At 32.4% G+C, this 22020-nt stretch carries 19 protein-coding genes, 5 pseudogenes and 1 riboswitch; of the genes and pseudogenes, 9 read left to right on the plus strand and 15 right to left on the minus strand.

Annotation, left to right across the window (positions count from 1 at the left end):
• Positions 1–77: 77 nt before the first annotated feature.
• Complete coding sequence (locus AGR56_RS01620) at positions 78–455, plus strand: YgaP-like transmembrane domain (protein WP_053240880.1); 378 nt, start codon at positions 78–80, stop codon at positions 453–455.
• Between the two features lie 102 nt (positions 456–557).
• On the opposite strand, the gene AGR56_RS01625 is transcribed toward AGR56_RS01620, so the two are convergent.
• Positions 558–1031: a metal-dependent transcriptional regulator gene (locus tag AGR56_RS01625; protein ID WP_053240881.1), complete on the minus strand. Its 474-nt coding sequence runs from the start codon at positions 1029–1031 to the stop codon at positions 558–560.
• 176 nt (positions 1032–1207) lie between these two features.
• Here AGR56_RS01625 and AGR56_RS01630 point away from each other — a divergent pair, with 176 nt between their 5' ends.
• Both AGR56_RS01630 and feoB read left to right on the plus strand, forming a co-directional pair.
• A complete protein-coding gene (locus AGR56_RS01630) occupies positions 1208–1447 on the plus strand; it encodes a FeoA family protein (protein WP_053240882.1) in 240 nt (79 codons plus the stop codon).
• Positions 1448–1482: 35 nt separating this feature from the next.
• Positions 1483–3633 carry a ferrous iron transport protein B gene (gene feoB, locus AGR56_RS01635; protein ID WP_053240883.1) on the plus strand — a complete coding sequence of 717 codons (2151 nt, stop codon included), beginning with the start codon at positions 1483–1485 and terminating at the stop codon, positions 3631–3633.
• Positions 3634–3787: 154 nt separating this feature from the next.
• Here the strand turns inward: feoB and AGR56_RS01640 are convergent, their stop codons facing one another.
• Genes AGR56_RS01640 through AGR56_RS01650 form a run of 3 tightly spaced genes read right to left on the minus strand, consistent with a single transcriptional unit; the run spans position 3788 to position 5714 of the window.
• The gene (locus tag AGR56_RS01640; RefSeq protein WP_053240884.1) at positions 3788–4723 is read right to left on the minus strand and encodes a diguanylate cyclase; all 936 of its coding nucleotides are present in this window, start codon (positions 4721–4723) and stop codon (positions 3788–3790) included.
• 21 nt (positions 4724–4744) lie between these two features.
• Positions 4745–5344 (minus strand): chemotaxis protein CheC, encoded by a 600-nt coding sequence (locus tag AGR56_RS01645; RefSeq protein WP_157055639.1) that lies wholly within the window; start codon positions 5342–5344, stop codon positions 4745–4747.
• On the minus strand, positions 5337–5714 hold the full coding sequence (locus AGR56_RS01650) for a response regulator (protein WP_053240885.1): 378 nt from the start codon (positions 5712–5714) through the stop codon (positions 5337–5339). Before AGR56_RS01650 ends, AGR56_RS01645 begins: the two co-directional genes overlap by 8 nt.
• A gap of 63 nt (positions 5715–5777) precedes the next feature.
• Positions 5778–5860: riboswitch (cyclic di-GMP riboswitch) on the minus strand.
• Between the two features lie 257 nt (positions 5861–6117).
• Between AGR56_RS01650 and AGR56_RS01655 the strand changes: the two genes are divergently transcribed.
• Complete coding sequence (locus tag AGR56_RS01655) at positions 6118–6504, plus strand: DUF11 domain-containing protein (protein ID WP_053240886.1); 387 nt, start codon at positions 6118–6120, stop codon at positions 6502–6504.
• Between the two features lie 93 nt (positions 6505–6597).
• Here AGR56_RS01655 and AGR56_RS01660 read toward each other — a convergent pair.
• A pseudogene (locus tag AGR56_RS01660) lies at positions 6598–7712 on the minus strand (radical SAM protein).
• A gap of 831 nt (positions 7713–8543) precedes the next feature.
• Positions 8544–8702: pseudogene (locus AGR56_RS23175) on the minus strand (WYL domain-containing protein); the annotation flags it as partial.
• 161 nt (positions 8703–8863) lie between these two features.
• Between AGR56_RS23175 and AGR56_RS01665 the strand changes: the two are divergent.
• Positions 8864–9157: a hypothetical protein gene (locus tag AGR56_RS01665; protein ID WP_198149899.1), complete on the plus strand. Its 294-nt coding sequence runs from the start codon at positions 8864–8866 to the stop codon at positions 9155–9157.
• Between the two features lie 476 nt (positions 9158–9633).
• Here the strand turns inward: AGR56_RS01665 and AGR56_RS01670 are convergent, their stop codons facing one another.
• Together AGR56_RS01670 and AGR56_RS01675 are read right to left on the minus strand one after the other, a co-directional pair.
• Complete coding sequence (locus tag AGR56_RS01670) at positions 9634–10479, minus strand: aldo/keto reductase (protein ID WP_053240887.1); 846 nt, start codon at positions 10477–10479, stop codon at positions 9634–9636.
• Between the two features lie 22 nt (positions 10480–10501).
• A complete protein-coding gene (locus tag AGR56_RS01675) occupies positions 10502–10933 on the minus strand; it encodes a flavodoxin family protein (protein ID WP_053240888.1) in 432 nt (143 codons plus the stop codon).
• A gap of 180 nt (positions 10934–11113) precedes the next feature.
• On the opposite strand from AGR56_RS01675, the gene AGR56_RS01680 reads away from it, so the two are divergent.
• Complete coding sequence (locus AGR56_RS01680) at positions 11114–11536, plus strand: MerR family transcriptional regulator (protein WP_053240889.1); 423 nt, start codon at positions 11114–11116, stop codon at positions 11534–11536.
• Positions 11537–11980: 444 nt separating this feature from the next.
• Here AGR56_RS01680 and AGR56_RS01685 read toward each other — a convergent pair whose 3' ends face one another.
• Complete coding sequence (locus tag AGR56_RS01685) at positions 11981–12868, minus strand: LysR family transcriptional regulator (protein ID WP_053240890.1); 888 nt, start codon at positions 12866–12868, stop codon at positions 11981–11983.
• 118 nt (positions 12869–12986) lie between these two features.
• Between AGR56_RS01685 and AGR56_RS01690 the strand changes: the two genes are divergently transcribed.
• On the plus strand, positions 12987–14219 hold the full coding sequence (locus AGR56_RS01690; protein WP_084756832.1) for an MFS transporter: 1233 nt from the start codon (positions 12987–12989) through the stop codon (positions 14217–14219).
• A gap of 317 nt (positions 14220–14536) precedes the next feature.
• On the opposite strand, the gene rlmD is transcribed toward AGR56_RS01690, so the two are convergent.
• Positions 14537–15919, minus strand: coding sequence for a 23S rRNA (uracil(1939)-C(5))-methyltransferase RlmD (gene rlmD / locus AGR56_RS01695; RefSeq protein WP_053240891.1), 1383 nt, complete (start codon positions 15917–15919; stop codon positions 14537–14539).
• A gap of 262 nt (positions 15920–16181) precedes the next feature.
• Here rlmD and AGR56_RS01700 point away from each other — a divergent pair, with 262 nt between their 5' ends.
• Entirely contained in the window at positions 16182–16979 is a 798-nt protein-coding gene (locus tag AGR56_RS01700) for a Cof-type HAD-IIB family hydrolase (protein ID WP_053240892.1), read from the plus strand.
• A gap of 177 nt (positions 16980–17156) precedes the next feature.
• Here the strand turns inward: AGR56_RS01700 and AGR56_RS01705 are convergent, their stop codons facing one another.
• Positions 17157–17516 (minus strand): DUF1540 domain-containing protein, encoded by a 360-nt coding sequence (locus tag AGR56_RS01705; protein ID WP_053240893.1) that lies wholly within the window; start codon positions 17514–17516, stop codon positions 17157–17159.
• A gap of 236 nt (positions 17517–17752) precedes the next feature.
• On the opposite strand from AGR56_RS01705, the pseudogene AGR56_RS01710 reads away from it, so the two are divergent.
• A pseudogene (locus AGR56_RS01710) lies at positions 17753–18230 on the plus strand (DsrE/DsrF/DrsH-like family protein).
• A gap of 344 nt (positions 18231–18574) precedes the next feature.
• Here AGR56_RS01710 and AGR56_RS01715 read toward each other — a convergent pair.
• The 4 genes and pseudogenes from AGR56_RS01715 to AGR56_RS01730 form a co-directional block, all read right to left on the minus strand.
• The gene (locus AGR56_RS01715) at positions 18575–19291 is read right to left on the minus strand and encodes an ABC transporter ATP-binding protein (protein ID WP_053240894.1); all 717 of its coding nucleotides are present in this window, start codon (positions 19289–19291) and stop codon (positions 18575–18577) included.
• Entirely contained in the window at positions 19284–20054 is a 771-nt protein-coding gene (locus AGR56_RS01720) for an ABC transporter ATP-binding protein (protein WP_053240895.1), read from the minus strand. The genes AGR56_RS01715 and AGR56_RS01720 overlap by 8 nt, the downstream gene beginning before the upstream one ends.
• Positions 20054–21114, minus strand: a pseudogene (locus AGR56_RS01725) (branched-chain amino acid ABC transporter permease). Before AGR56_RS01725 ends, AGR56_RS01720 begins: the two are co-directional and overlap by 1 nt.
• Before the next feature lie 4 nt (positions 21115–21118).
• Positions 21119–22011, minus strand: a pseudogene (locus AGR56_RS01730) (branched-chain amino acid ABC transporter permease).
• Positions 22012–22020 lie beyond the last annotated feature (9 nt).

Here is a 22020-nt window from a genome sequence, read left to right on the forward strand (position 1 = left end):
GAACGCTTTGTTTTTATTGTATCATATTGTACTCATGTGGATAAACTAATTAAAATATAAATTATAGGAGGGATTTTATGACATTTAGTATTCCTGCTACTACCAGGAGGGTAGAATTGCATACTAGTAAACGTGTTAATCAAAGAATTAGAAAAGAAACTCTAGATAATATTGCAAGTTATACTAATAAACCAAATGAAGAAATTATAGCTAGAATAAATGAACTTAATAAAGAATGGGATATTGAAAGATTACTTGAAACCAATGCAGCATCTGCCGTAATTTTAGGTACAATACTTGGATTTGCAGCAAATAAAAAATGGTTTGCACTTTCAGGAGTAGCTGGAGGTTTTCTATTAGAGCATGCTATTCAAGGTTGGTGCCCACCAATACCTATTTTTAGGCGACTTGGAATAAGAACTAGTTCAGAAATAAACTATGAAAAGAAGCACTAAAAAATCTGCTTAGTATTCATAGAGGTTATTAATATATATAGGGAAACTATCTCCAAACCCAAAAATACAAATGGATGATTTATCCTTCCTGCGTTGGATAAATCATTCACAGAATTTGTTCCTATATTCCTTATACTTTTCTAATATGTCCTTATTACTATTAAAAAAGCCGCATAATATTTTCATGCTTTTTACAGTATCTTCATCAATAATGTGCTCTATTAATTCAGTTTGAACCAAAGCATCTTTGTTACGTCCTATAAATGATAAAAAATTCTCTATTGTATTATGCCTGTTTAATAAATATTCTCCTATCCTTCTCCCCTTATCTGTCAGTGTTACAATTCCATACTTCTCATAATTCACAATTCCTAATTCTCCAAGTTTTTTTACCATCTTTGAGGCTGAAGAATCCTTAACATTTAATAGTTGTGCAAGCACATTTATTCGAATATAGTTTTCATTTAAACTATTCCTATATATCATCTCAAGATAATCCTCTAATGCAGAGGTAAGCTTATTTTTGCCATGTCTTTGCAATTCATATCCACGTACGGTATGAAATCTATCGTCCATTTTAATCACCACCATCAACTTTATAAAGAAATTACATTCCTATTTATAATATATTAGTAACACTTAAAAAGTAGTTATCATATTTTAGTGTAGGGAAAGATTTTTTCTCTTAAGCAAAAGATTTTACTTAGAAACTTTTGTTATATAGTGAAACTTATAAAGTGAGGTTATTTAAAATGAATAATTATTATATTCCGCTCAGCTCATTAAAGCTAGGTGAAAAATGCAAAGTTAAAAGGCTTACTTCAGGTGGTATATTAAGAAGAAGATTGCTGGACTTGGGCTTAATTGATGACACAGTAGTTGAATCCTTAGAAAAAAGTCCCTCTGGAGATCCAGTTGCTTATCTTATTCGAGGCGCAGTAATTGCTCTCCGTACCGAAGTAGCATCAATGATATTAGTAGAAAAGCTTTAAATAAATTTATCAAGTGTTTTTAGGAGGATATATTAATGGGGTTAACCGCCAAATCAACCGGAACAGGAGCAATGGAAAAAGACCTTAAAATAGAAAAAATTACACCAAATGATAAAATTATTGCTTTAGCAGGCAATCCTAATGTTGGCAAAAGCACCGTTTTTAATAATTTAACTGGTTTAAATCAACATACCGGGAACTGGCCTGGTAAAACTGTAACAAATGCTCGGGGAACTTATTCTTATAAAAATACCAATTTTATTCTAGTTGATATTCCAGGTACCTACTCATTAATGTGTAATTCCGTTGAAGAAGAAGTAGCCAGAGATTTTATTTGCTTTGGTAATCCAGATACAATCGTAATTGTAGTAGATGCTACCTGCTTAGAAAGAAATCTAAATCTTGTCCTACAAACCTTAGAGATCACTCCAAAGGTAGTGGTGTGCGTTAATCTATTGGACGAAGCAAAACGAAAAGGAATATCTGTAAACATAAAGGAATTATCAAAGCAGCTTGGTGTTCCTGTAGTAGGAACAAATGCTTTACATGGAGAAGGTCTGGATAATTTGATGGACATAGTTTTTAATGTAGCATCAAATAAAATCACTACTAATCCTGCAAATATTATATATGAAGAGCCCATAGAAATGCTTATTTCTAAAATTGAGAGTAAAATTAAATCACTACTTCAAAATAAACTTAATCCTAGATGGGTATCACTAAAACTTTTAGATGGAAATGAAAGTCTGCTTTCTTCCATTAATAAATATCTAAACTTTAACATAACTGACCAACATGAGCTTATGGATGAGGTTAATGAAGCACGTGCCTCTTTATATGAACATGGTATTGATTCTGATACATTACGTGATAAACTGGTGCTTCAATTGGTAAGGACCTCTGAAAAAATCAGTAACAAGGTCGTCTCTTTTAAAAATAAAAATTACAATAACACTGATAGAAAAATAGATAAATACCTTACTTCTAAAAAATTTGGAATCCCTATTATGATTCTTCTTTTAAGTTTTATTTTCTGGCTTACTATTGTTGGTGCTAATGTTCCTTCTGATATAATTTCTGCTGGTTTATTTTGGGTTCAAGATAGACTTACAGATTTTTTCACTTGGCTTGGTGCTCCTTCTTGGGTACATGGATTATTAGTTATGGGTATGTATCGGACTCTTGCTTGGGTAGTATCTGTTATGCTTCCTCCAATGGCTATATTCTTTCCTCTTTTTACCTTGTTAGAGGATTTAGGATATCTCCCTAGAGTGGCTTTTAATCTTGATAACTACTTTAAAAAAGCCTGCACCTGTGGAAAGCAGGCACTAACAATGTGCATGGGATTTGGATGTAACGCTGCCGGTATAGTAGGCTGTAGAATAATAGACTCTCCAAGAGAGCGTCTTATAGCAATCTTGACTAACAACTTTGTTCCTTGCAATGGAAGATTTCCTACTCTCATTGCTATTATATCCATGTTCTTTGCAGGAATTATTGTAGGACCTTTTAGATCCGTATTATCTGCACTTATTCTCACTGGAGTTATCCTACTAGGGGTTTTTATGACCCTTACAATATCTAAGATTTTATCGAAAACAATACTCAAAGGTATTCCATCAAATTTTACTTTAGAGCTGCCACCCTATAGAAAGCCACAAATAGGCAGGGTTATCGTAAGATCCATATTTGACAGAACCCTATTTGTCCTTGCTCGTGCAGTGATGGTAGCAGCACCTGCCGGTCTTGTTATATGGGTAATGGCTAATATTCACATAGGAAATTTAAGCATTTTAACTCACTGTGCTAATTTTCTAAATCCCTTTGCAAAACTCATTGGATTAGACGGTTATATTTTAATGGCTTTTATTTTAGGCTTTCCTGCAAATGAAATAGTTGTTCCAATAATCATCATGAGTTACATGTCTACTGGAAACATAATAGAACTTAACAACCTAGATCAGTTAAGACACCTTCTTGTTTCAAATGGCTGGACTCCTTTAACCGCTGTATGCGTTATGTTATTTTCTTTAATGCATTGGCCCTGCGCCACCACCTGTTTAACTATAAGAAAAGAAACTCAAAGCTTAAAGTGGACCCTTGTTTCTTTCCTTATACCAACTGCCACTGGTATCGTGGTATGTTTTATAGTTGCAAGTGCTGTGCGATTAATAGGTCTGATATAAATTTTTATTAAAATATCAAAATTCTAAAAAAGCTGGTTAAAGCCATTTTCTAAAACTTTAATCAGCTGATACCTTTTAACAGTTAGTCTCTATGGCTCAACTTTAAAGTACATTATGTAAATGTAAATGTGTATATACTATTACAAAAATTTGGTCACAATTTATATACACTACAATCCTTTCCTTCCATTTTTTTGGCGGCATACATAGCTTTATCAGCTTCTACTATTAATTTATCAATACTATCTCCAGAATGAGGATAAAAACTGACACCTATACTCAAAGATATATTAATTTCTTTTCCATTAAAATTTATGCTTTTACTTTTGCTATTAATAATCCTTGAAATTACAATATTATAGTCATCAGTATTTTTCATATTAGGTAATAATATTAAAAATTCATCACCTCCATATCTGGCAACTATATCATTTTTTCTTGTAGCCTCTTTCAATATTTTAGCTACATTAACAAGAACTTTATCACCCACTTTATGACCATAAGTATCGTTTATGTCTTTAAATTTATCAACATCTATGAACATTAAGCCTAATAAACTATCCTGTCTCTTGGAGTTATCTAAACTTTTTTCTGCAAGTTCATAAAATAACGTCCTGTTTGCAACTCCTGTCAATTTATCATAATAAGCTAACTTCCTGATAGTATTTTCTTTTTTTTTCAATTTCATATTTACCCTGTATAATTCTTTTATATAGTCCTTTAACATGTTAATTTGCGTGAATTGATTTGTAACATCAATAAATTCTAAAAGTAAAAATTTAGCTCCAGCTATTTCAAAACTGCTCATTATTAAATTTAAATTTTCTTTATTATTAACTAGTCCTTTATGCATAGCCGCAGAAAAAAACATTTTACCGCCATCGCTTAGTACATTATCCATGGATTTCTTAAAATAACCTTTGTTCAAATTTGGCATTATCTTGTAAATATCACTATCAATAACTCTTTTATCATCAATTTTTGCTATGACTTTCATATATTTATTCCATAGATAAATTTTCAAGTTCTCATCCAAAACTATTATGCCTTCATTGAGATTATTTAACATATTATATAAATCCCTATTCATAAAGTTCATCCTCTATCTTATCTATTTTTTTATTAATTCATTTAATGAATTGAATGTCAAGTTAATTATAATTGCACCTTCAATTTCTGTATCATCAATTATAAATGTTATATAGAGTAATAATATATGATTATTTTCATTGTTTTCAATATCCTTATCAAAATCTATTTTTTTAAATACCTTTACTTCTGGTAAAGCATAAGTTAGATTTATATTTAGCAAATTCCCAATACTCCCAATAATACAATTTAAAATTATATTACCAACCTCTTTAATAATATCAAAATCCACATCTGTAAAATCCATTTGATAAATGTTATCTTCTTCATGCAAACAGAGATTTATAAAGGTTCTCATCTTTGGGGCTGGAAAAATCAAATTTGCTTTTCCTGTTAAACTTTCTTCAAAAGAAATAGATGATACCATTAAAGTTCCACTTAATACCTTTGGGACACTTTTTTTTAATTTTACTTCTGCTTCTTTTGCATTAATAAATTCAACATTAGGTACATTTAAAAAAATCTTTTTATTTATTATTTCTGAAAGCATATCTGCTGCTTTACCAACACTTATATTAAACAATTCTTTTAATATATCATCCTTTAGTTCTTGTTTACTCATTTACTTCCTCCTTTTTTATCAATTCACATACTAGCTTAGCTTTTTCTGCATTGAATGGCTTATTGATAAATGCCACAACATCGTATGCTTCGATTTCCTCTCTTATACCTTTTTGTATATCTGCAGATACTACAAATATTTTTGCATTTTTATTAAATTCTTTTATAAGCTTTAGTAGATCTTGACCGTTTATTCCAGGCATTAACAAATCTATAAATGTATAATCTGGTTTAATATTTTTATATTTTATAAAGCCTTCTTTTCCATCACTTGCAAAGGAAATTTCAACATCCTTCAAAAATTTCTTAATTAAATTAGCCGTTGTTTTTTGTGAAAATATTGAATCATCTACAATTAAAATTTTTAACATAATAGTCTTCCACCGCCTTGTTTAAATTAAAAATAAAACCAGTAATTAGCAAATTATAGGTTGCTAATTACTGGTCGGTTGCACCACTTACTCCAAATCCTCAAGGTACCCAAATAAAGAGAATTTTTCATAGTTTCCATTTTTATATTTTATTGGACGAATAAATTTTTCTTTATCTAATGCATAATTTTCTAGTTTTAAAATTATTAAGAGTAGTAAATTAAAACTTTATGCGCACATTTTTACATTTTATCATATTAATAGGCAATAATCAATAGCCAATAATTTCAAAACTGAAAGTTAAGTATTGTATCACTATCTTAAACTAAATCATAGATTATTATTGAGAATAACAATTCTCATACCTTTAGTCGTACAAAAGAGAAATGGAAGTGACTAAGACATGTCAGTTAGAATTACCGATTTTGCTTTTCCTCAAGGTGTAATCAATAATATTGCTTTGGCTCAAGGCAGTAACACTCCTCTTGCTTTCGCACAAGCTCCAATTGCAATTAACAGTGCTGCACTAGTTATGAATAAAGCAATACTCCACTTACCACAAATTATAAATGACTCTATAATATATGGAATAGTGGTTCAAAATATTGGCAATACTGTAGCTACAGGAGTAATAGTAGAAGATAATGCTGTTTCCCATGTTTCATTTACTAATGCAACAACAAACACAGGTATAGTCATAGCTTTAACTCCATTTATTGTTAGAGTTTTTATTGGTAATATGGCACCTGGTCAAATAGCTATAGTTTATATTGCAGGAACGCTTGTATAATAAAATATCAGCTAGCCAAGTGAAGTTATAAGATAAAAGTAGACCTGATATATAACTACCAATCGTCTACTTTTTCATGCAAAATCTAAAAAATCAACTCTCCTGCTTATAGCCGGCAGGCAATTCCTCTTCACTTAAAAATTTGAAATTGTCATCACGGAGTATTGGCAAAAATGCTTCGTATGGAATTCTGGAAAATTCACAACCATAACTGCTAGCTCCAAACCATTTACCTTCTTTGCTGCTCAAGTTTAAATCTCGTGTAAATTTTGTATAGTTTGAACAATCATGAACTACAAAATTCCACTTTTCTTCATCGGCTATTTTCATAAATTTCAAAGTTAGCTCTCTACTCCAAGTTGGAGATATATATCCATGCCTAGAAATATACATATTTTCTCCATCGTAATTTTCTATGTTGTTTTCATTTAAATGTAATTCTGCACAATTCATAAAATCGAGTTTTGTATCTAAAATTGCCTGCTTTTTCTTAAAGAAACCTTTGAAAAGCTCAGGAGTCATTGGAGTTTCAATACCTACATTTTTAATATATTTTTTGCTATTCTAATATTTTCAATAACTTTGTCTGAGCAATTGGAAGCACCTAGGTTGAAACGCAATTCGTCAAGACCGGCTTCGCCTAATGCTTTTAATGTTTCTTCTGTAGCTAAAATTCCATTTGTATATAGATGTTGATGAACCCCTGCGACACTAAATTTCTTTATTACTGAATAGTATTTTTCAATTTCCATAAATGGCTCTAAATAAACGTAAGCAACTCCAGTAGGTTTCTTATGTATAGAAAGAAGTAAATCAATATCCTTATCATAAAACCTTGTGCCACCAATTTCCCACATATCTTCGCCAATTGGAGGAATATCCTCTAGTTCTCCATAATCATAACAGAACTTACACGCTGCATTACATTTGTTTGTTTTCCTAATTGCACTCAAACCAGTACCCATCAAACAAGAAATACATCCTTTTGGAAATTTATCTTCACTTCCTACAAAAAAAGTTCTATCCTTTAAAGTTTTTAAGCCTTTGATTTCAGACATTAATATATCATTTCTATGATCAATGGCTGCCTCAATTTGCGCAAAGGTAGCATAAATGATTTCTTGTTGTTTTGTCATAAGTTCCTGTTCCTCTGGCAACATTGCAAAAAACTCAAACCACTTAAGCGCATCTTTCTTTGGTATTTTCATAATATATCCTCCTCTAATTAGTTGCTAGTGTAAAATTTTTTACACTGCTTTTTTAAATTTCTTTATATAGCAAGGTTTTCATGTTCCTTCAAGAAAAAAACAATGCCCCTTTTTTGTTATATCAAATCTACTATAGATAGACAACTTGGAAGTTGTGAAGCAACAATGCTTCGTCGCGTTAAAAAAGCCCTATAAATCTAAGGTTCAAAAATCATAAAATACTAAGATATTTCAATAACTCGCTATCGCTCAAACAGATTGAAATATCTAAGCATTTTACAATTTTTGAGCCAAGATTTATTAGAATTTTTTTAAACCGTTCCTTCAGCATTGTTACTTCACTCCCACAGTAGTGCAAGGAAAAAATTCCTCCGTACCTACGGAATTTTAGCATAAATCTTTGTAATACATTATTTAAGCAGTTTATAATCATTTTCATTGTCAAATCTTGTCAGCAGTGTATTTTTCGTAGAGAATCGGAGAAAAATATTCCTTGCTTTTTCTATCTAAGTGAAGTGATGTTGACTTGGGATGGTTTAAATAAAGCTTTATAAATCTTAGATGATAAATCGTAAAAGTCTTAGAGAATTTAATCTGTTTGAGCGTATGCGAGTTATTAAATTCTCTTAGATTTTTAGGATTTATCGTCTTAGATTTATTAGCTTTATTTAATATCCCAAATCAATATCACCTCGCTAAATTCCAATTTGTCGGGATGAATTTGGTATTAGTCATTTTAACCTTTCAAGTGGTTTATCTTTAAAAACAAAAATAACACAAAAGGATGTCATTGTCCATAAGCTTAATTATAACTTATTTGTTTTTATGTTATCAATAATTATAAACTCTCAATAAATTTTTAATTCTACGAATTAGCTCATCCCTTACATGTTCAGGCTCCAGACATCCGCATTTGTCACCAAAACTAAGCAACAGATTATATCCAAATTTATTTTCCTTAAATGAAAAGTTTACAATTAGTTTTTTGTCAAGGTTATATAATAGAATACAACTATATTAATAAGAAAACCTTGATATTGATTTTAAACAACTTGTAAAGGAGATAAAGATAACATGAATATAGTACTGAATGCAGCAGGACAGATAAGTTCGATGCTTGTCGATAATCTTTTAAAGAAAACTCAAATCTAATGATTTATAAAACCAATCAAGAACGAATATATGAAATAGCTGGGCCAAAGCTTTATAGTTCTTTGGACATAGCAAAAATATTTGGAGATGTACTAAATAGAAATGTTGCAGGACAGCAAGTGATGCCTGAAGACTGGGAAAGTACATTGATACAAGCAGGTTTCTCAAAAGACGTGGCAAAAAATCTTATGCTTATGACACAAGCGGTAATTGATGGAAAAACAAAAAATAAAACCACTAATTCAATTCGTTTCTATACAGATTTTAAAAAGTATTTGATAAATACGATATAAAGCCTTCTATAATAAAGTATGCCTTCAAAGGTTTATTTGAAGACTTTATTCTTTACAATTTTCTATTGTCACCTCATTGTGAATCAGTAACTCGATTAGGGGCATGAATTTTACATACCCCTAAAAAGTGAATACTTCTGCATTATTGAAAAAGCAAAATTATATATCTAATCCTGTTGTTTGTATTCTGGCTTCTTCTTCCAATACAACTACTCTGTGATCTTCAGCCAGCAATTTCATCTGACTGAGATAACAAATTTTATTCCTCCGATATATCGGTATAATTCAATTTTTTATATGTTTGTCTAATATATACTCTAGTAGCTAAAATTAATTATGTCAAATGAAATGTTAATAAAAAGTTTTCATAGCTTGTTTATTCGAAAACTAATTAAATTTTATTTCATGTTCTTCATATTCATTTATTCAATGGCATAAGGAATAATTTTCTTAACAGTGATAGATATCAGATAACCTTAGAAATCTACTTCATCCGGATGAAGTCCTGAACCTCCACAATCGTTTAGTCTGTCAATCTTCTCAACATCTTGTGCACTGATTTCAAAATCAAATACCTCAAGATTATTTTTAATTCTCTCTGGTGTAACAGACTTTGGCAATGGAACTATTCCCTTTTGAATAATCCAGCGCAGACTAAGTTGAGCTACAGATTTTTTGTATTGATCTGCAATTTCCATTAATACCGGATGCTTCAAAATCTGTCCATTTGAAAATGGAGCCCATGCCTCCACCAAAATATTGTGTTGCTTACAAAACGCTACGGTTTCCTCCTGCAACATGCCAGGATGGAATTCAATTTGATTCACCATCGGCTGAATCTTAGCTGTTGCTAGCAATGGCTCAAAATGGTGCGGAAGAAAATTACTAACTCCGATTGCTTTGATTTTCCCTTGTTTATAAAGTTCCTCGAATGCTCTCCAGCTCTCGCTGTTTGCTTCCTGCCAGTTATTCTTGGATGCTTTTGCAATAGGCCAATGGATAAGGTATAAATCCAGATAATCAAGCTGTAAATCCTCTAATGTTCTATTAAAAGCAGCTAATGTCTTTTCATATCCTTTGTCATCATTCCATAGCTTACTTGTTACAAATAATTCTTCGCGTGCCACACCAGATTTACGTATGGCTTCACCAACACTTTTTTCATTTCCATAAGCAGCAGCGCAGTCAATATGTCTATATCCTGCCTTGATTGCATTCAGTACAGACTGCTCTGTTTCCTCTCCGCTAGGCGTACGGAATGTACCGAATCCTATATTCGGAATCTTATAGTTGTTGCTTAATGTGTAAAAATTTTCTTTCATAATTATTTTCCTTTCTGATCTATTATCGTATAAAATTTGTCATAACATGGTCTTCTTCTACAGGAACAGGTATTTTTTCTTTTCCAGCGTCAATTGTCTTAAGGAGCCAGTCCATTGATCTGGCATTTTTACGAAGGGTCTGAATACCTTCTTCATCCTGATGAACTTCTCCTTTTTCCAAACCATATGCTAATGTCCAGTATTGAGACGGCGACATGACTGTCTGGGCTAAGTTAAGATAGTTATTTAGCTGGTGTACTACATCTACACCACCGGCACGTCTTACAACTGAAATAGAATATCCACAGCCAATGCACCCATAAATATTTAGCTGACCAATTTGAATGATTTCAACTTCTATACCCTGCTGTTCCAGCTCATCTGCCATAACCTTGAATGCCTGACTTGTATTACCGTTTTTACGGGGACTACCATTAATAGCTATCACTTTAATAAATTCGCACTCCTTTCTCTGCTATACGGCAAGTATAGACCCTACACTTAACTATAGGTCAATAGTATATGCAAAAAAAATTTTCATATTCATACTCCTTTCCTTACGATGCAATCATCCTTGACTTAGAGTTAAGTGTAAGTTATATAATATATAAGAAAACTATTTGAGGTGATAAACGTGAACTATACCATAGCACAAGCCGCTAAAAAAATGAATTTAACAATATATACATTAAGATACTATGACCGTGAGGGACTGCTCTCTAATGTTAAAAGGGATAAATCAGGCAACCGTATTTTTACAAGGGATGATATGGAAATGCTCTCACTTATATGCTGTCTTAAGAATACTGGAATGCCCATTAAGAAAATAAAGCAATTCACAGACTGGCAGAATGAAGGTAATCATACCCTTCATGCTCGTAACGATATCTTAGTAAAACATAAAGAAGATGTTTTAAAGCAAATCGAAGATTTAAAAAAACATCTTCGCTTGATTGACCGAAAGCTCAATTATTACCATGATGCCTGCCAGGCCTATGATACGGACTCACCAATCCCAACCTGTTGCGAATATACGGATAATGATTCAGAATTTTAGGTTTAATTTTAATGAGTATTTCTATCTACATAATCTTGATATACAGGGTTTGATCCGTTTGTTCTTAACTTTAAAATAATTACTGTGCTTCTATTTGACACTACTCTCCTAAGCCCTAAAAGCCTTGCAGCTATTAGGGCGACAGCATAAACGGTTTATGGTAAACAAGCACCATAAGAATCTCACCTCTCCCAGGATCTTTGCGATCCACCACAGACCGTTTTATGACCATGCCTTCTCGCTCTTCACATTCGATGGCATAATCACTCATTCACAGCAAAGCTTGATTTCAATTACTTCCTTTCTGAATTTTTTGCAAAAATAGACATTCATTTCTGAACATCTAAACTAAAAAAGAGAGATTATTTTTCACAGTATCCCTTATTAATTTTATTCTGTTTTGACTCCATCTAATATTAATATTTAAAAATATACAATTACCCATTATTTTATTTTTAGTTCTTGATCTATGAGGTCAAGAAATACCCTGAGCGCTGGTGATACCCATTTGTCTTTATGATATATAATCTGCGTCGATATATGAAACTCAGGACCCTTCCATGGAAGCTCAACCAAGCTCCTTTCGTCCAAATCCTTCTTAACAGCAGCCTTGACAAGTAGGCATACTCCAAATCCATTGGCCGCAAATTGCTTTTCAGCCTGAAGGCTACTCACGGATATTATGGATCGAAACCTAGCCTTCTCTCCAGTCATCATGCCCTCTAAAAGATCTCGGTAACTACAACCGCTTTCACTGATAATCAACGTTTCATTAATCAGATCACTCGGGTATATTTCTTGCTTTTGCGCCAAGGGATGTTGAGGTGCACACACAAGAACCATGCTTTCAGGGTAAGATGCTTCAATAATCAAATCCTGTTCTGCTGTTTCTTGGTCATACATAATGGCTGCGTCAATAATATTCTTTCTTATGTAATTTTTAAATTCAGAACAAGGACCGAATTTAAAATCGAAATCAATATCCGGAAGCATTTGATGATAAACACCAAATACTTTTGAAAGCCTGATGATAGCCAGAGATTCCGCTATTCCTAAAGTTATGGTTCCTCTCGGAGCCTCTCCTGAAACAGCGGTAAACGCTTCTTCAGAAAGATCTATTAAGCGCTCTGCATAGACAAGAAGTGTTTGCCCCGCATAGGTCAAACTGATTTGTTTTCCCAATCGTTCGAATAGTTTAACCTTGAGCTCTTCCTCTAATAGCTGAATTTGAGAAGTGATCGTGGACGGTGCATAATCCAATTGTTTAGAAGTTTCTACAAAACTACCTAATTTCGCAGCTGTAACGAAAGTTCTAAGATGCTTAATTTCCATTTGTTACCTCCATATTCAAAAATACTGAATTATCAATTCATTTTATTTCGTTTTATAAAATGATATATCTATGTTAAGATGATGTCAATAAAAGTTTGTATATGAGGAGAATTTGTATATGAAGAAATTTAATTATAAATGGGTTATACTAGTATTATCTTTTTTAGGTTTGCTTTCCGTACAAGGAACAAGAAGCACATTCGGTGCTTTTCTTCAACCATGGGAAACTGCTTTTTCCACTAACCGAGAAACCATGTCTTTAATAGCTATGTTGAGTTTTGTCATTTATGGAATTTCCCAGCCCATCATCGGCAAATTGATAGACCGTTATAGTGTTAAAAAGATATTTTCCATTAGTACTTTGTTGGTTGGAATCAGCACTATCTTAACTTATTTTGCTGAGAATGTATGGCATATAGCTTTTCTCTACGCTGTGATCGCTTCCATAGGCTTTGGCGGAGCATCAGGAATAGCTGCAACCGTAGCAGTAACAGAGTGGTTTCAAGAAAAACGTGGCTTTGCATTAGGAATCATCAATGCGGGATCAAGCGCAGGCCAATTAATTCTTGTTCCGTCCTCTTTATTGCTTATAAACAGATTTGGCTGGAAGCCAGCTACTCTTGCTTTAGGGTTATTTCTTACGTTTTTCACCTTCCCGATTCTAGCAATATTTTTTCGGTCCGCTTCAACAGAGAAATGTTTGAAGCTTTATAAAGAAAAAACACATAATGTTGAAATAAACAATAACGTTTCTCATCATTCTGTTTTTAATCTAAAGAGTACTTTTATGATCATCAAAAGCCGTAGGTTTTGGTTTCTTGCTATACCTTATTTAATCTGTGGTTATACGACTACCGGATTGATGGATACTCACCTGATCTCACTCGCACATGGGCATGGATATTCAGAAACCATGGCTGGCACGGCAGTAAGTTTGCTTGCCGCTTTTAACATTTTGGGAACACTCCTGTCTGGCTTTTTTGCTGACCGATGGAATAACCGTAAATTTTTAGCGGGATTATACATTATTAGGGCAATCTCAATTCCTATTTTGTTTGTTTCCGGACATAATTTTATACTGTTACTGTTTTCAATCATTTTCGGGTTCGTTGATTTTGCTACAATAGCCCCTACTTCTATACTTGCTACAAATTTTTATAAAGGCGATCTTATAGGGTATGCTTTGGGCCTCCTTTATTTAAGCCATCAAATAGGCTCCGCATTGGGCGCATATATTCCCGGTCTTTTCTTTCAGATAACAGGGAATTACAATATCTCATTGGCTTCAGCTATTGTATTATTAATTTGTTGCCTCAATATTAAGCTTTCTGTTACCGGGTTATTGAGGTAACATGATCATTATAAAACAACAATATCTCCATGGATTATTCCGTGGAGATATTGTTATAGATATTCATCTTAAAACTTATTGCAAGCCACGCTTACACTTTTCTTCAGATACTTTTTTAATTGCTCTTGTTACAATTTTTCTATTTCGGCTTTTTCAATTTCTAATAGTCCATTAACATTTTACATATGTGTATCTTCACACTCCATATCAATAACTACAGAAACATTAATATATTTTTCCAACTGCTTATTGCAAATTTTATCTCCCTCATTTGTAAAAACAAAAATGGTTGAAGAAGTGCCTAAAATTAAGGATTTCTATATAGTTTTTCGTTGTAGCAACACGCAAGTCTCCACATGACCCGTTGCTGGAAACATATCCACCGGCTGAACTTCCAAAACTTCATATCTAAGTTCACCTAATATACCCAAATCCCTTCCCAAAGTTGCAGGATCACAAGAAACATAAACTATAGTCCTAGGTGCTGCACTTGCTATAGACTCAAGAAGAACCTTTTCGCAGCCTTTTCTTGGAGGATCTACTAACACAACCTCTGGCTTTATCCCTCTTTTAATTAACTTTGGAATTTCCTCTTCTGATTTTCCAACAATAAATTCAGTATTGGTTACCTTATTTTGAGCAGCGTTAATTTTCGCATTTTCAATTGCCTCTGGTATTATTTCCACTCCATACACCATCTTTGCATTTTGTGATAAAAATAATGAGATAGTTCCTGTTCCACAATAAGCATCAAAGACAACTTCATTTCCTGTAAGTCCCGCATACTTAAGTGCTGCATTATAAAGTCTTTCCGTTTGCACCGGATTAACCTGAAAAAAAGATTTTGAGGAAATATTAAATTTAAACTCACCTATATAGTCTTGTATTTGGCTTTCTCCCCATAACGTTATTTCCTTTTCTCCAAGTATTACATTGGTCCTCTTGCTATTGATATTTTGAATTATTCCTGTTATTCCATCAATATTTTGAGTAATACTTTCTATAAGCTCCTTCTTATGTTGTAGAACTTCATTTACTGTAACTAAAACAAGCATTATCTGTTCTGTCTTAAAACCTCTTCTTATCATAATGTGCCTTAAAGTGCCCTTACCAGTTTGCTCATTATAGCCTCGTATTTTAAACTTACTCATCCACTCTTTAACAAGCTTAATTATTTCATTTCCAGCTTCAAATTGTATGTAGCATTTATCTATATCAATTATCTCATGACTTCTCTCTGCATAAAAACCAATTTGGATTTCACCATTTTTTTCTCCCACTGGAAGTTGAACTTTGTTTCTATAATAATAAGGTGGATTCATTCCAATAGTATCATGTACAATTACAGAATCAGTTTTAATTTTTCCTATTCTCTCAAGGCAGTCAATAACTTTCTGCCTTTTAAAATCAAGCTGAGCTTCATATGAGAGATGCTGCATTTGACATCCCCCACATCTTTTATAACTGGGACATATCGGTTCACTTCTATCCTCTGATTTTTCAATTATCTGCATAATCTTCCCAAAAGCAAAATTTTTATTCACCTTAGTGATTTTTACCTTCACCTTTTCACCTTTAATTGCACCTTTTATAAACACAGTAAAGTTATCTATTCTGCCAATACCTTCACCCATACTTCCAAAACCATCTATATAAATTTCATAATCCTTATTTTTTTCTACAGGAACCAATTTGTTCATAAATTTCACCCTTCTAAGTATATTTTGAAGATTACTGATTACAGACTATAAAGTGCAGTAAAGGAAAACTTATTACATTGACTATATAATTTTTAAAATTTTCTGCATCAGAAGAAAATTAACCTTCACTCTACTCTTTACTCTCTACTCTGATTTCTTATTATATCATACCTCTAATACTTCCACATTATTTTTCACAATATATGATTAAAATCATGTTATAATATAATTATATTTTATGCCAATTCGGAGGTAAAAACATATGGTAAAATTAATTGCTACAGATATGGATGGAACTTTGCTTAAAAGTAATGGAGAGCTCCCTCATGAATTTTCGAAAGTTTTAAATAATTTAATTGATAAAAGGATTATATTTAGTGTTGCAAGTGGAAGACAGTATTTCACTCTAAGAGATAACATGGCAGCCTTTAAGAATAAAATTACTTTTATCGCCGAAAATGGTGCTTTCATAGTTAAAAATGGTGAGGAATTATTTGCAAAAACTTTAGACCGAACAATTGTAAAGGAAGTTATTGAGGATTTAAACAAACTTCCTGATTGCAAAGCAGTTTTATGTGGTAAAAAAAGTGCATATGTACTGGATAAGTCCGCTGAATTTATTGATGAAGTGAAAAAATATTATCATAGATGTACTTCTGTTAATAATTTTGATGAAATTGACGACGAACTTTTTAAGATTGCATTATATGATCCTAAGGGACCATCAAATAACTCATATTTATTTTTATCATCAAAATGGGGCAAACTCCTTCAGCTCACAATTTCAGGACAAGTATGGCTTGATATAGGAAGAAATGATGTAAATAAAGGAACTGCAATAAAATTTCTCCAAAGTCACTTTGGAATAACTGAAAATGAAACAATGGCATTTGGGGATTATTATAATGATGTTTCAATGCTTCAAAATGTATACCACAGCTATGTTATGGAAAATGCTCCTGAGGGAGTTAAAAAACACGGTAGATTTATTGCTAAAAGCAATGATGAAAATGGAGTATTACAAGTTATAAAGCATAAAGTTTTACAACTGGAAGCATAGCAAAACAGAGTACAGTGAAGGATGATTTATCCTTCTTACATCAGATAAATATTTAAAATATATAAAAACAAAGATATTCAGAGCTGCTGAATATCTTTTATGGTTTGGGGCTTTGCCTCATTAAGTTTTAAATTTTTCTGCTTCAGCAGAAAATTAACCTTCACTCTATTCTTTACTCTATCTTTCTATAAAGGTTTCGCACTCTGTTCCTTCACTTGTGACAGCCCCTGGTCCATATATTTGTACTGTCCTTGCTATACATTCCTTGTTTGCATTATGCGTGCAATTTACAGCCTGACATTTTATTTTAGGACTCATTTCTATAGAACTTCCTGCAAAGAGCTGTCTTATTTCTCCCGGTACATTCATATTAGTTAGATTAGAAAGTGCATTTCTTATTCCTCTTTCAGCAAAAGTTTCACACTCTGTACCATCTGAAGAATGTGCCCTTATTCCATGAACATTTATAGTACTTGCTGTACATAATCCATTTATATTATTTACACATGTATTAGCACTACACATTAACTTTCCCATAAATTTACCTCCTGCAATTATTAATTTCTATTATTCTTTCACTTTAAAGGAATTTTTATGTATAGTGATAAATTTTAATAATATGACTATGTTTGTCAAGAATATCAAAAATCAATACATTTATAAACGCTTCAAAGGAAATAATATAAAAAATATATATAAAAGGCTCTATTTTAAATAAGTATAGAAATTAATACTTATTTAAAATAGAACTTCATGAAAAGAGGCTTTTTTAAATGAAAAAAAAATTAAGTTTATTACTATTTAGCGGTGACTATGATAAAGCTTTAGTTGCCCTCATCCTTGCAAACACCGCAGCAGAAGCAGATATGGATGTAAGTATATTTTTTGCCTTCTGGGGACTTTTTTATTTTAAGAGACCCGGATAAAGTATCGGAAGACAATAAGACTACAATGGAAAAAATGTTCAATGCAATGACTCCTAAGGGTCCAGATGAGCTCCCGCTTTCTAAAATGAACTTTTCGGGTTTTGGCAAAAAAATGCTTGAAGCTATGATGGCTGAGGATGAAACTCCAACTCTAAAAAACTTTTTAAATGGTGCAATAAAAAAGGGAATTAAATTTTATGGATGTAAGCTCTCGGTAGACGTTATGGGCTTTAAAAAAGATGAACTTTTACCTCAGCTTGAAATTATTGAAGCAAAAGACTATCTAAAGGATGCTGCTTCATCAGATATTCAGCTATTCATTTAAAAATAATGCGAAGTAACATCATCTTGGAATATTAAATAAAATTAATAAATCTAAGTGTCAAATTGTTAAAATCTTAAGAGCTTTCAATAACTCGCCGTTGGCTCAAACAGATTGAAAGCTCTAAAGCTTTTAGCAATTTAATACTAAGATTTATAAAATTTTATTTAAACTATTCCTTCAATGATGTTACTTCGCATAACTCAAAATGAAGGAAAATTTTTCTCCGATTCTCTACGAAAAATTCGTGGTAAACATAATTAATCAATAGAAATTAAAAGCAATATATTTGATTACAAAGATTCATTTCTAAAATTCCGTAGGCACGAAGGAATTTTCTCCTTGTACTACTTCGCTGCTGTTTCTCCTAGATATGCTTTCTTTATTTCATCATTACTAAGCAATTCTTGTCCTGTACCACTCAAGGTTATCCTTCCTGTTTCCATAATGTAGCCAACATCCGCTATTTTCAAAGCTGCATTGGCATTCTGCTCTATTAGAAGAACCGTCATACCATCTTTATTTATTTTCTTTATGATTTCAAATAATCCTTTTACTACTATAGGTGCAAGTCCAAGAGAAGGCTCGTCCATCATTATTAACTTTGGTCTTGACATAAGAGCTCTTCCTATGGCAAGCATCTGCTGTTCTCCACCAGATAAAGTTCCAGATAGCTGCCAGGTTCTTTCCTTTAATCTAGGAAATAAAGAATAGACCTTTTGTAAATCCTCTTCTATGCCTTTACGATCTTTTCTGGAATAAGCACCTATTTTTAAATTTTCAAGTACGGTTAAGTCTTCAAAAACTTTTCTTCCTTCTGGCACTAAAGCTATTCCGTTTTTAACCATACTTTCAGTACTAATCTTCGTTAAATCCTTACCTTCATACTCTATACTTCCACTTTTAGGTTTTACAAGTCCAACTATAGCCTTTAATGTTGTACTCTTACCAGCTCCATTAGCTCCAACCAAGGTAACTATTTTACCACTTGGCACATCCAAGCTTATGCCCTTTAAAGCCTCTATACCACCATATGCCACTACTAAATCCTCTATTTTAATCATCCTCGGATACCCCCAAATATGCGTCTATAACCTTTTTATCATTTTGAATTTGAGAAGGTGTGCCTTTAGCTATGGTAATTCCATACTCAAAAACCTGTATTTTATCTGACAAGCTCATAACCATACTCATATGATGCTCTATCATAAATATTGTTAATTTATACTTTTCCTTTATCTCATTTACAAATTCAGAAAGCTCATCCGTTTCTGTAGGATTCATACCTGCTGCTGGTTCATCCAGTAAAAGAAGCTTGGGATTAGTTGCAAGTGCTCTTGCTATTTCAAGCTTTCTCTGTTTACCATAAGGAAGTGAACTTGATTTTTCGTATTTTAAATCTTCTAAACCTAAATCTCTTAAAAGTTCAAGAGATTTATCAAGCATTTCCTTTTCTTCTCTTTTATATTTTGGAAGCTTTAATATAGCCTCAATAAAGTTTGATTTTATGTGAACATGATTAGCTATCAATACATTATCAAGTACATTTAAATCCTTAAAAAGTCTTATATTTTGGAAGGTTCTTGCAATCCCCTCTTTTGTTATAAGATCCTGTCTTTTACCTGTGATGTCCTTATCCTTAAAAATTATTTTACCTTTTGTAGGTGTATAAACATTCGTTATCATATTAAACGCTGTGGTTTTACCTGCTCCATTAGGTCCTATCAAAGATACTATTTCACCTTCATTTATCTCAAGATTAAAATCTTTAACCGCTGTAAGACCACCAAACTGCATTGTCGCATTTTCTACTTTAAGTAATGCCATTAGTTTTTTCCTCCCTGTCCTAGAGGTTTTTTAGTAAAAATTCCAAGTATAGATTTCCAGCTAAACTCTTTTGTGCCCATAATTCCATTTCTAAAGAATAAAACAATAACCATTAAAAGTACCGAGAAAACAACCATTCTTAGTCCTGGTATACCTTGAAATTTAATAAAGCCAATTCCAAATTCCTTTTCCATATCCAAAAATCTCAGTAATTCACCCAAAATAGTTACAACAAAAGCTGAAATTATAGAACCAGTTACGCTTCCCATTCCGCCAATTACTACTATTAGCAGTATGTTGAAGGTAAGTACAAATTTAAACATGCTAGGATCTATTGTTCCAAGCAAATTTCCTAAAAGCCCTCCTCCTACTCCTGCGAAAAAAGCCCCTATAGTAAAAGCTATGGTTTTGTGCTTAAACAAATTAATCCCCATACTTTCAGCTGCAATAGAATCTTCTCTTATAGCTTTTAGGGCTCTTCCAAAAGAACTATTTATAAGTGAAACTATCACTATAACAGTAAAAATGGCAATTCCAAAACTCCAATACAAATTTGTATTATTAGGAATACCTCTAAGCCCTAACGCACCATTAGTTATACTTTGTAAGTTATTCAAAACAATTCTTATTATTTCAGCAAAGCCTAAGGTTGCAATTGCAAGGTAGTCCCCTTTCAGCCTAAGCGCTGGTGCCGCTATTAAAAAGGCCAGTGCTGCAGAAACAATTCCGGCTATTATTAACGCTGAAAGAAAAGGAATTGATATATGATTTAATGGTGATATTAAAGGTTCCATAAAAAAAAGTTCTGATTTTTAACCTTAGGAGCCATTGTAAGCAAAGCTGTTGTATACGCTCCAACTGCTATAAAGCCAGCATGTCCCAATGAAAATAATCCGGTAAATCCATTTATAAGATTCATGCTAAGTCCTAAAATTGCATATATTGCACACAAATTTAAAATTCTTATTTTGTAATTATCTAAGTAATTATCTGCAAAAATTAAAAGTAAAAATATAACTGCAATAAGTGCTATATTCAAAATTTTGTTTTTCTTCAACATAAGTTTACACCTTCTCTGTTAAATTTTTGCCCATTATCCCAGTAGGTTTAAATATTAATATTACTATTAAAAGTACAAAAGCAAACGCATCTCTATATCCAGTTAAACCCGGCAAAAATGCCACTAACATTATTTCGCCTATTCCAAGAATAAAGCCTCCAATAACAGCTCCTTTTATATCTCCTATACCGCCAATAACTGCTGCTATAAAGCATTTTAGACCTGGTATCATTCCCATAAGTGCAACTATCTGAGGATACTTAAGTGACCACATAACAGCTCCTATAGCTGCTAACATAGATCCTATGCAAAATGTAAAGGAAATTATTCTATTTACATTAATACCCATAAGTTTTGCAGTGTCTACATCCTTAGAAACTGCTCTCATAGCCATACCAACATTTGTTTTATTAACTAAATATAAAAGTACAAATAAAAGCACTATAGTTACCACAGGAATTATGAAGCTAAGATTTTGAATTGATACTCCACCTATATTAACTACATTTGTAAATATTGTTGGTGTTGGAAATGCTTTTGGTCTTCCACCAAATAGAACTACAGCTAAGTTTTCAAGTAAAAAGGATACACCAATTGCTGAAATTAAAATAGATATTTTTGGTGCTGACCTAAGAGGTCTATATGCTGTGAATTCTATTGTCATTCCGAGTACGCCTGTCATAGCTATGGCTATTATGAATGCAAAATACCAGGGCAAGCCAAAGGTTGCTACTCCAAAGAAAGCAAAATAAGCTGCATCATAAATATATCACCGTGTGCAAAATTTATAAGTTTTAATATACCATAAACCATCGTATAACCTATAGCTATAAGCGCATATAGGCTTCCAAGGGAGATTCCGTTAGCCAAATGCTGCATAAAAATTTCAAAAGTCATATTATCAAT

The sequence above is a fragment of the Clostridium sp. DMHC 10 genome (assembly GCF_001270375.1).
Lineage (GTDB): Bacteria > Bacillota > Clostridia > Clostridiales > Clostridiaceae > Clostridium_S > Clostridium_S guangxiense.

What these genes read in the sequence shown, in the direction of transcription:
- AGR56_RS01620 (WP_053240880.1), top strand. Translation starts at nt 78, where the DNA reads ATGACATTTAGTATTCCTGCTACTACCAGGAGGGTAGAATTGCATACT.
- AGR56_RS01625 (WP_053240881.1), bottom strand. Translation starts at nt 1,031, where the DNA reads ATGGACGATAGATTTCATACCGTACGTGGATATGAATTGCAAAGACAT.
- AGR56_RS01630 (WP_053240882.1), top strand. Translation starts at nt 1,208, where the DNA reads ATGAATAATTATTATATTCCGCTCAGCTCATTAAAGCTAGGTGAAAAA.
- feoB (WP_053240883.1), top strand. Translation starts at nt 1,483, where the DNA reads ATGGGGTTAACCGCCAAATCAACCGGAACAGGAGCAATGGAAAAAGAC.
- AGR56_RS01640 (WP_053240884.1), bottom strand. Translation starts at nt 4,723, where the DNA reads ATGAATAGGGATTTATATAATATGTTAAATAATCTCAATGAAGGCATA.
- AGR56_RS01645 (WP_157055639.1), bottom strand. Translation starts at nt 5,344, where the DNA reads ATGAGTAAACAAGAACTAAAGGATGATATATTAAAAGAATTGTTTAAT.
- AGR56_RS01650 (WP_053240885.1), bottom strand. Translation starts at nt 5,714, where the DNA reads ATGTTAAAAATTTTAATTGTAGATGATTCAATATTTTCACAAAAAACA.
- AGR56_RS01655 (WP_053240886.1), top strand. Translation starts at nt 6,118, where the DNA reads ATGTCAGTTAGAATTACCGATTTTGCTTTTCCTCAAGGTGTAATCAAT.
- AGR56_RS01665 (WP_198149899.1), top strand. Translation starts at nt 8,864, where the DNA reads ATGATTTATAAAACCAATCAAGAACGAATATATGAAATAGCTGGGCCA.
- AGR56_RS01670 (WP_053240887.1), bottom strand. Translation starts at nt 10,479, where the DNA reads ATGAAAGAAAATTTTTACACATTAAGCAACAACTATAAGATTCCGAAT.
- AGR56_RS01685 (WP_053240890.1), bottom strand. Translation starts at nt 12,868, where the DNA reads ATGGAAATTAAGCATCTTAGAACTTTCGTTACAGCTGCGAAATTAGGT.
- AGR56_RS01690 (WP_084756832.1), top strand. Translation starts at nt 12,987, where the DNA reads ATGAAGAAATTTAATTATAAATGGGTTATACTAGTATTATCTTTTTTA.
- rlmD (WP_053240891.1), bottom strand. Translation starts at nt 15,919, where the DNA reads ATGAACAAATTGGTTCCTGTAGAAAAAAATAAGGATTATGAAATTTAT.
- AGR56_RS01700 (WP_053240892.1), top strand. Translation starts at nt 16,182, where the DNA reads ATGGTAAAATTAATTGCTACAGATATGGATGGAACTTTGCTTAAAAGT.
- AGR56_RS01705 (WP_053240893.1), bottom strand. Translation starts at nt 17,516, where the DNA reads ATGGGAAAGTTAATGTGTAGTGCTAATACATGTGTAAATAATATAAAT.
- AGR56_RS01715 (WP_053240894.1), bottom strand. Translation starts at nt 19,291, where the DNA reads ATGATTAAAATAGAGGATTTAGTAGTGGCATATGGTGGTATAGAGGCT.
- AGR56_RS01720 (WP_053240895.1), bottom strand. Translation starts at nt 20,054, where the DNA reads ATGGCATTACTTAAAGTAGAAAATGCGACAATGCAGTTTGGTGGTCTT.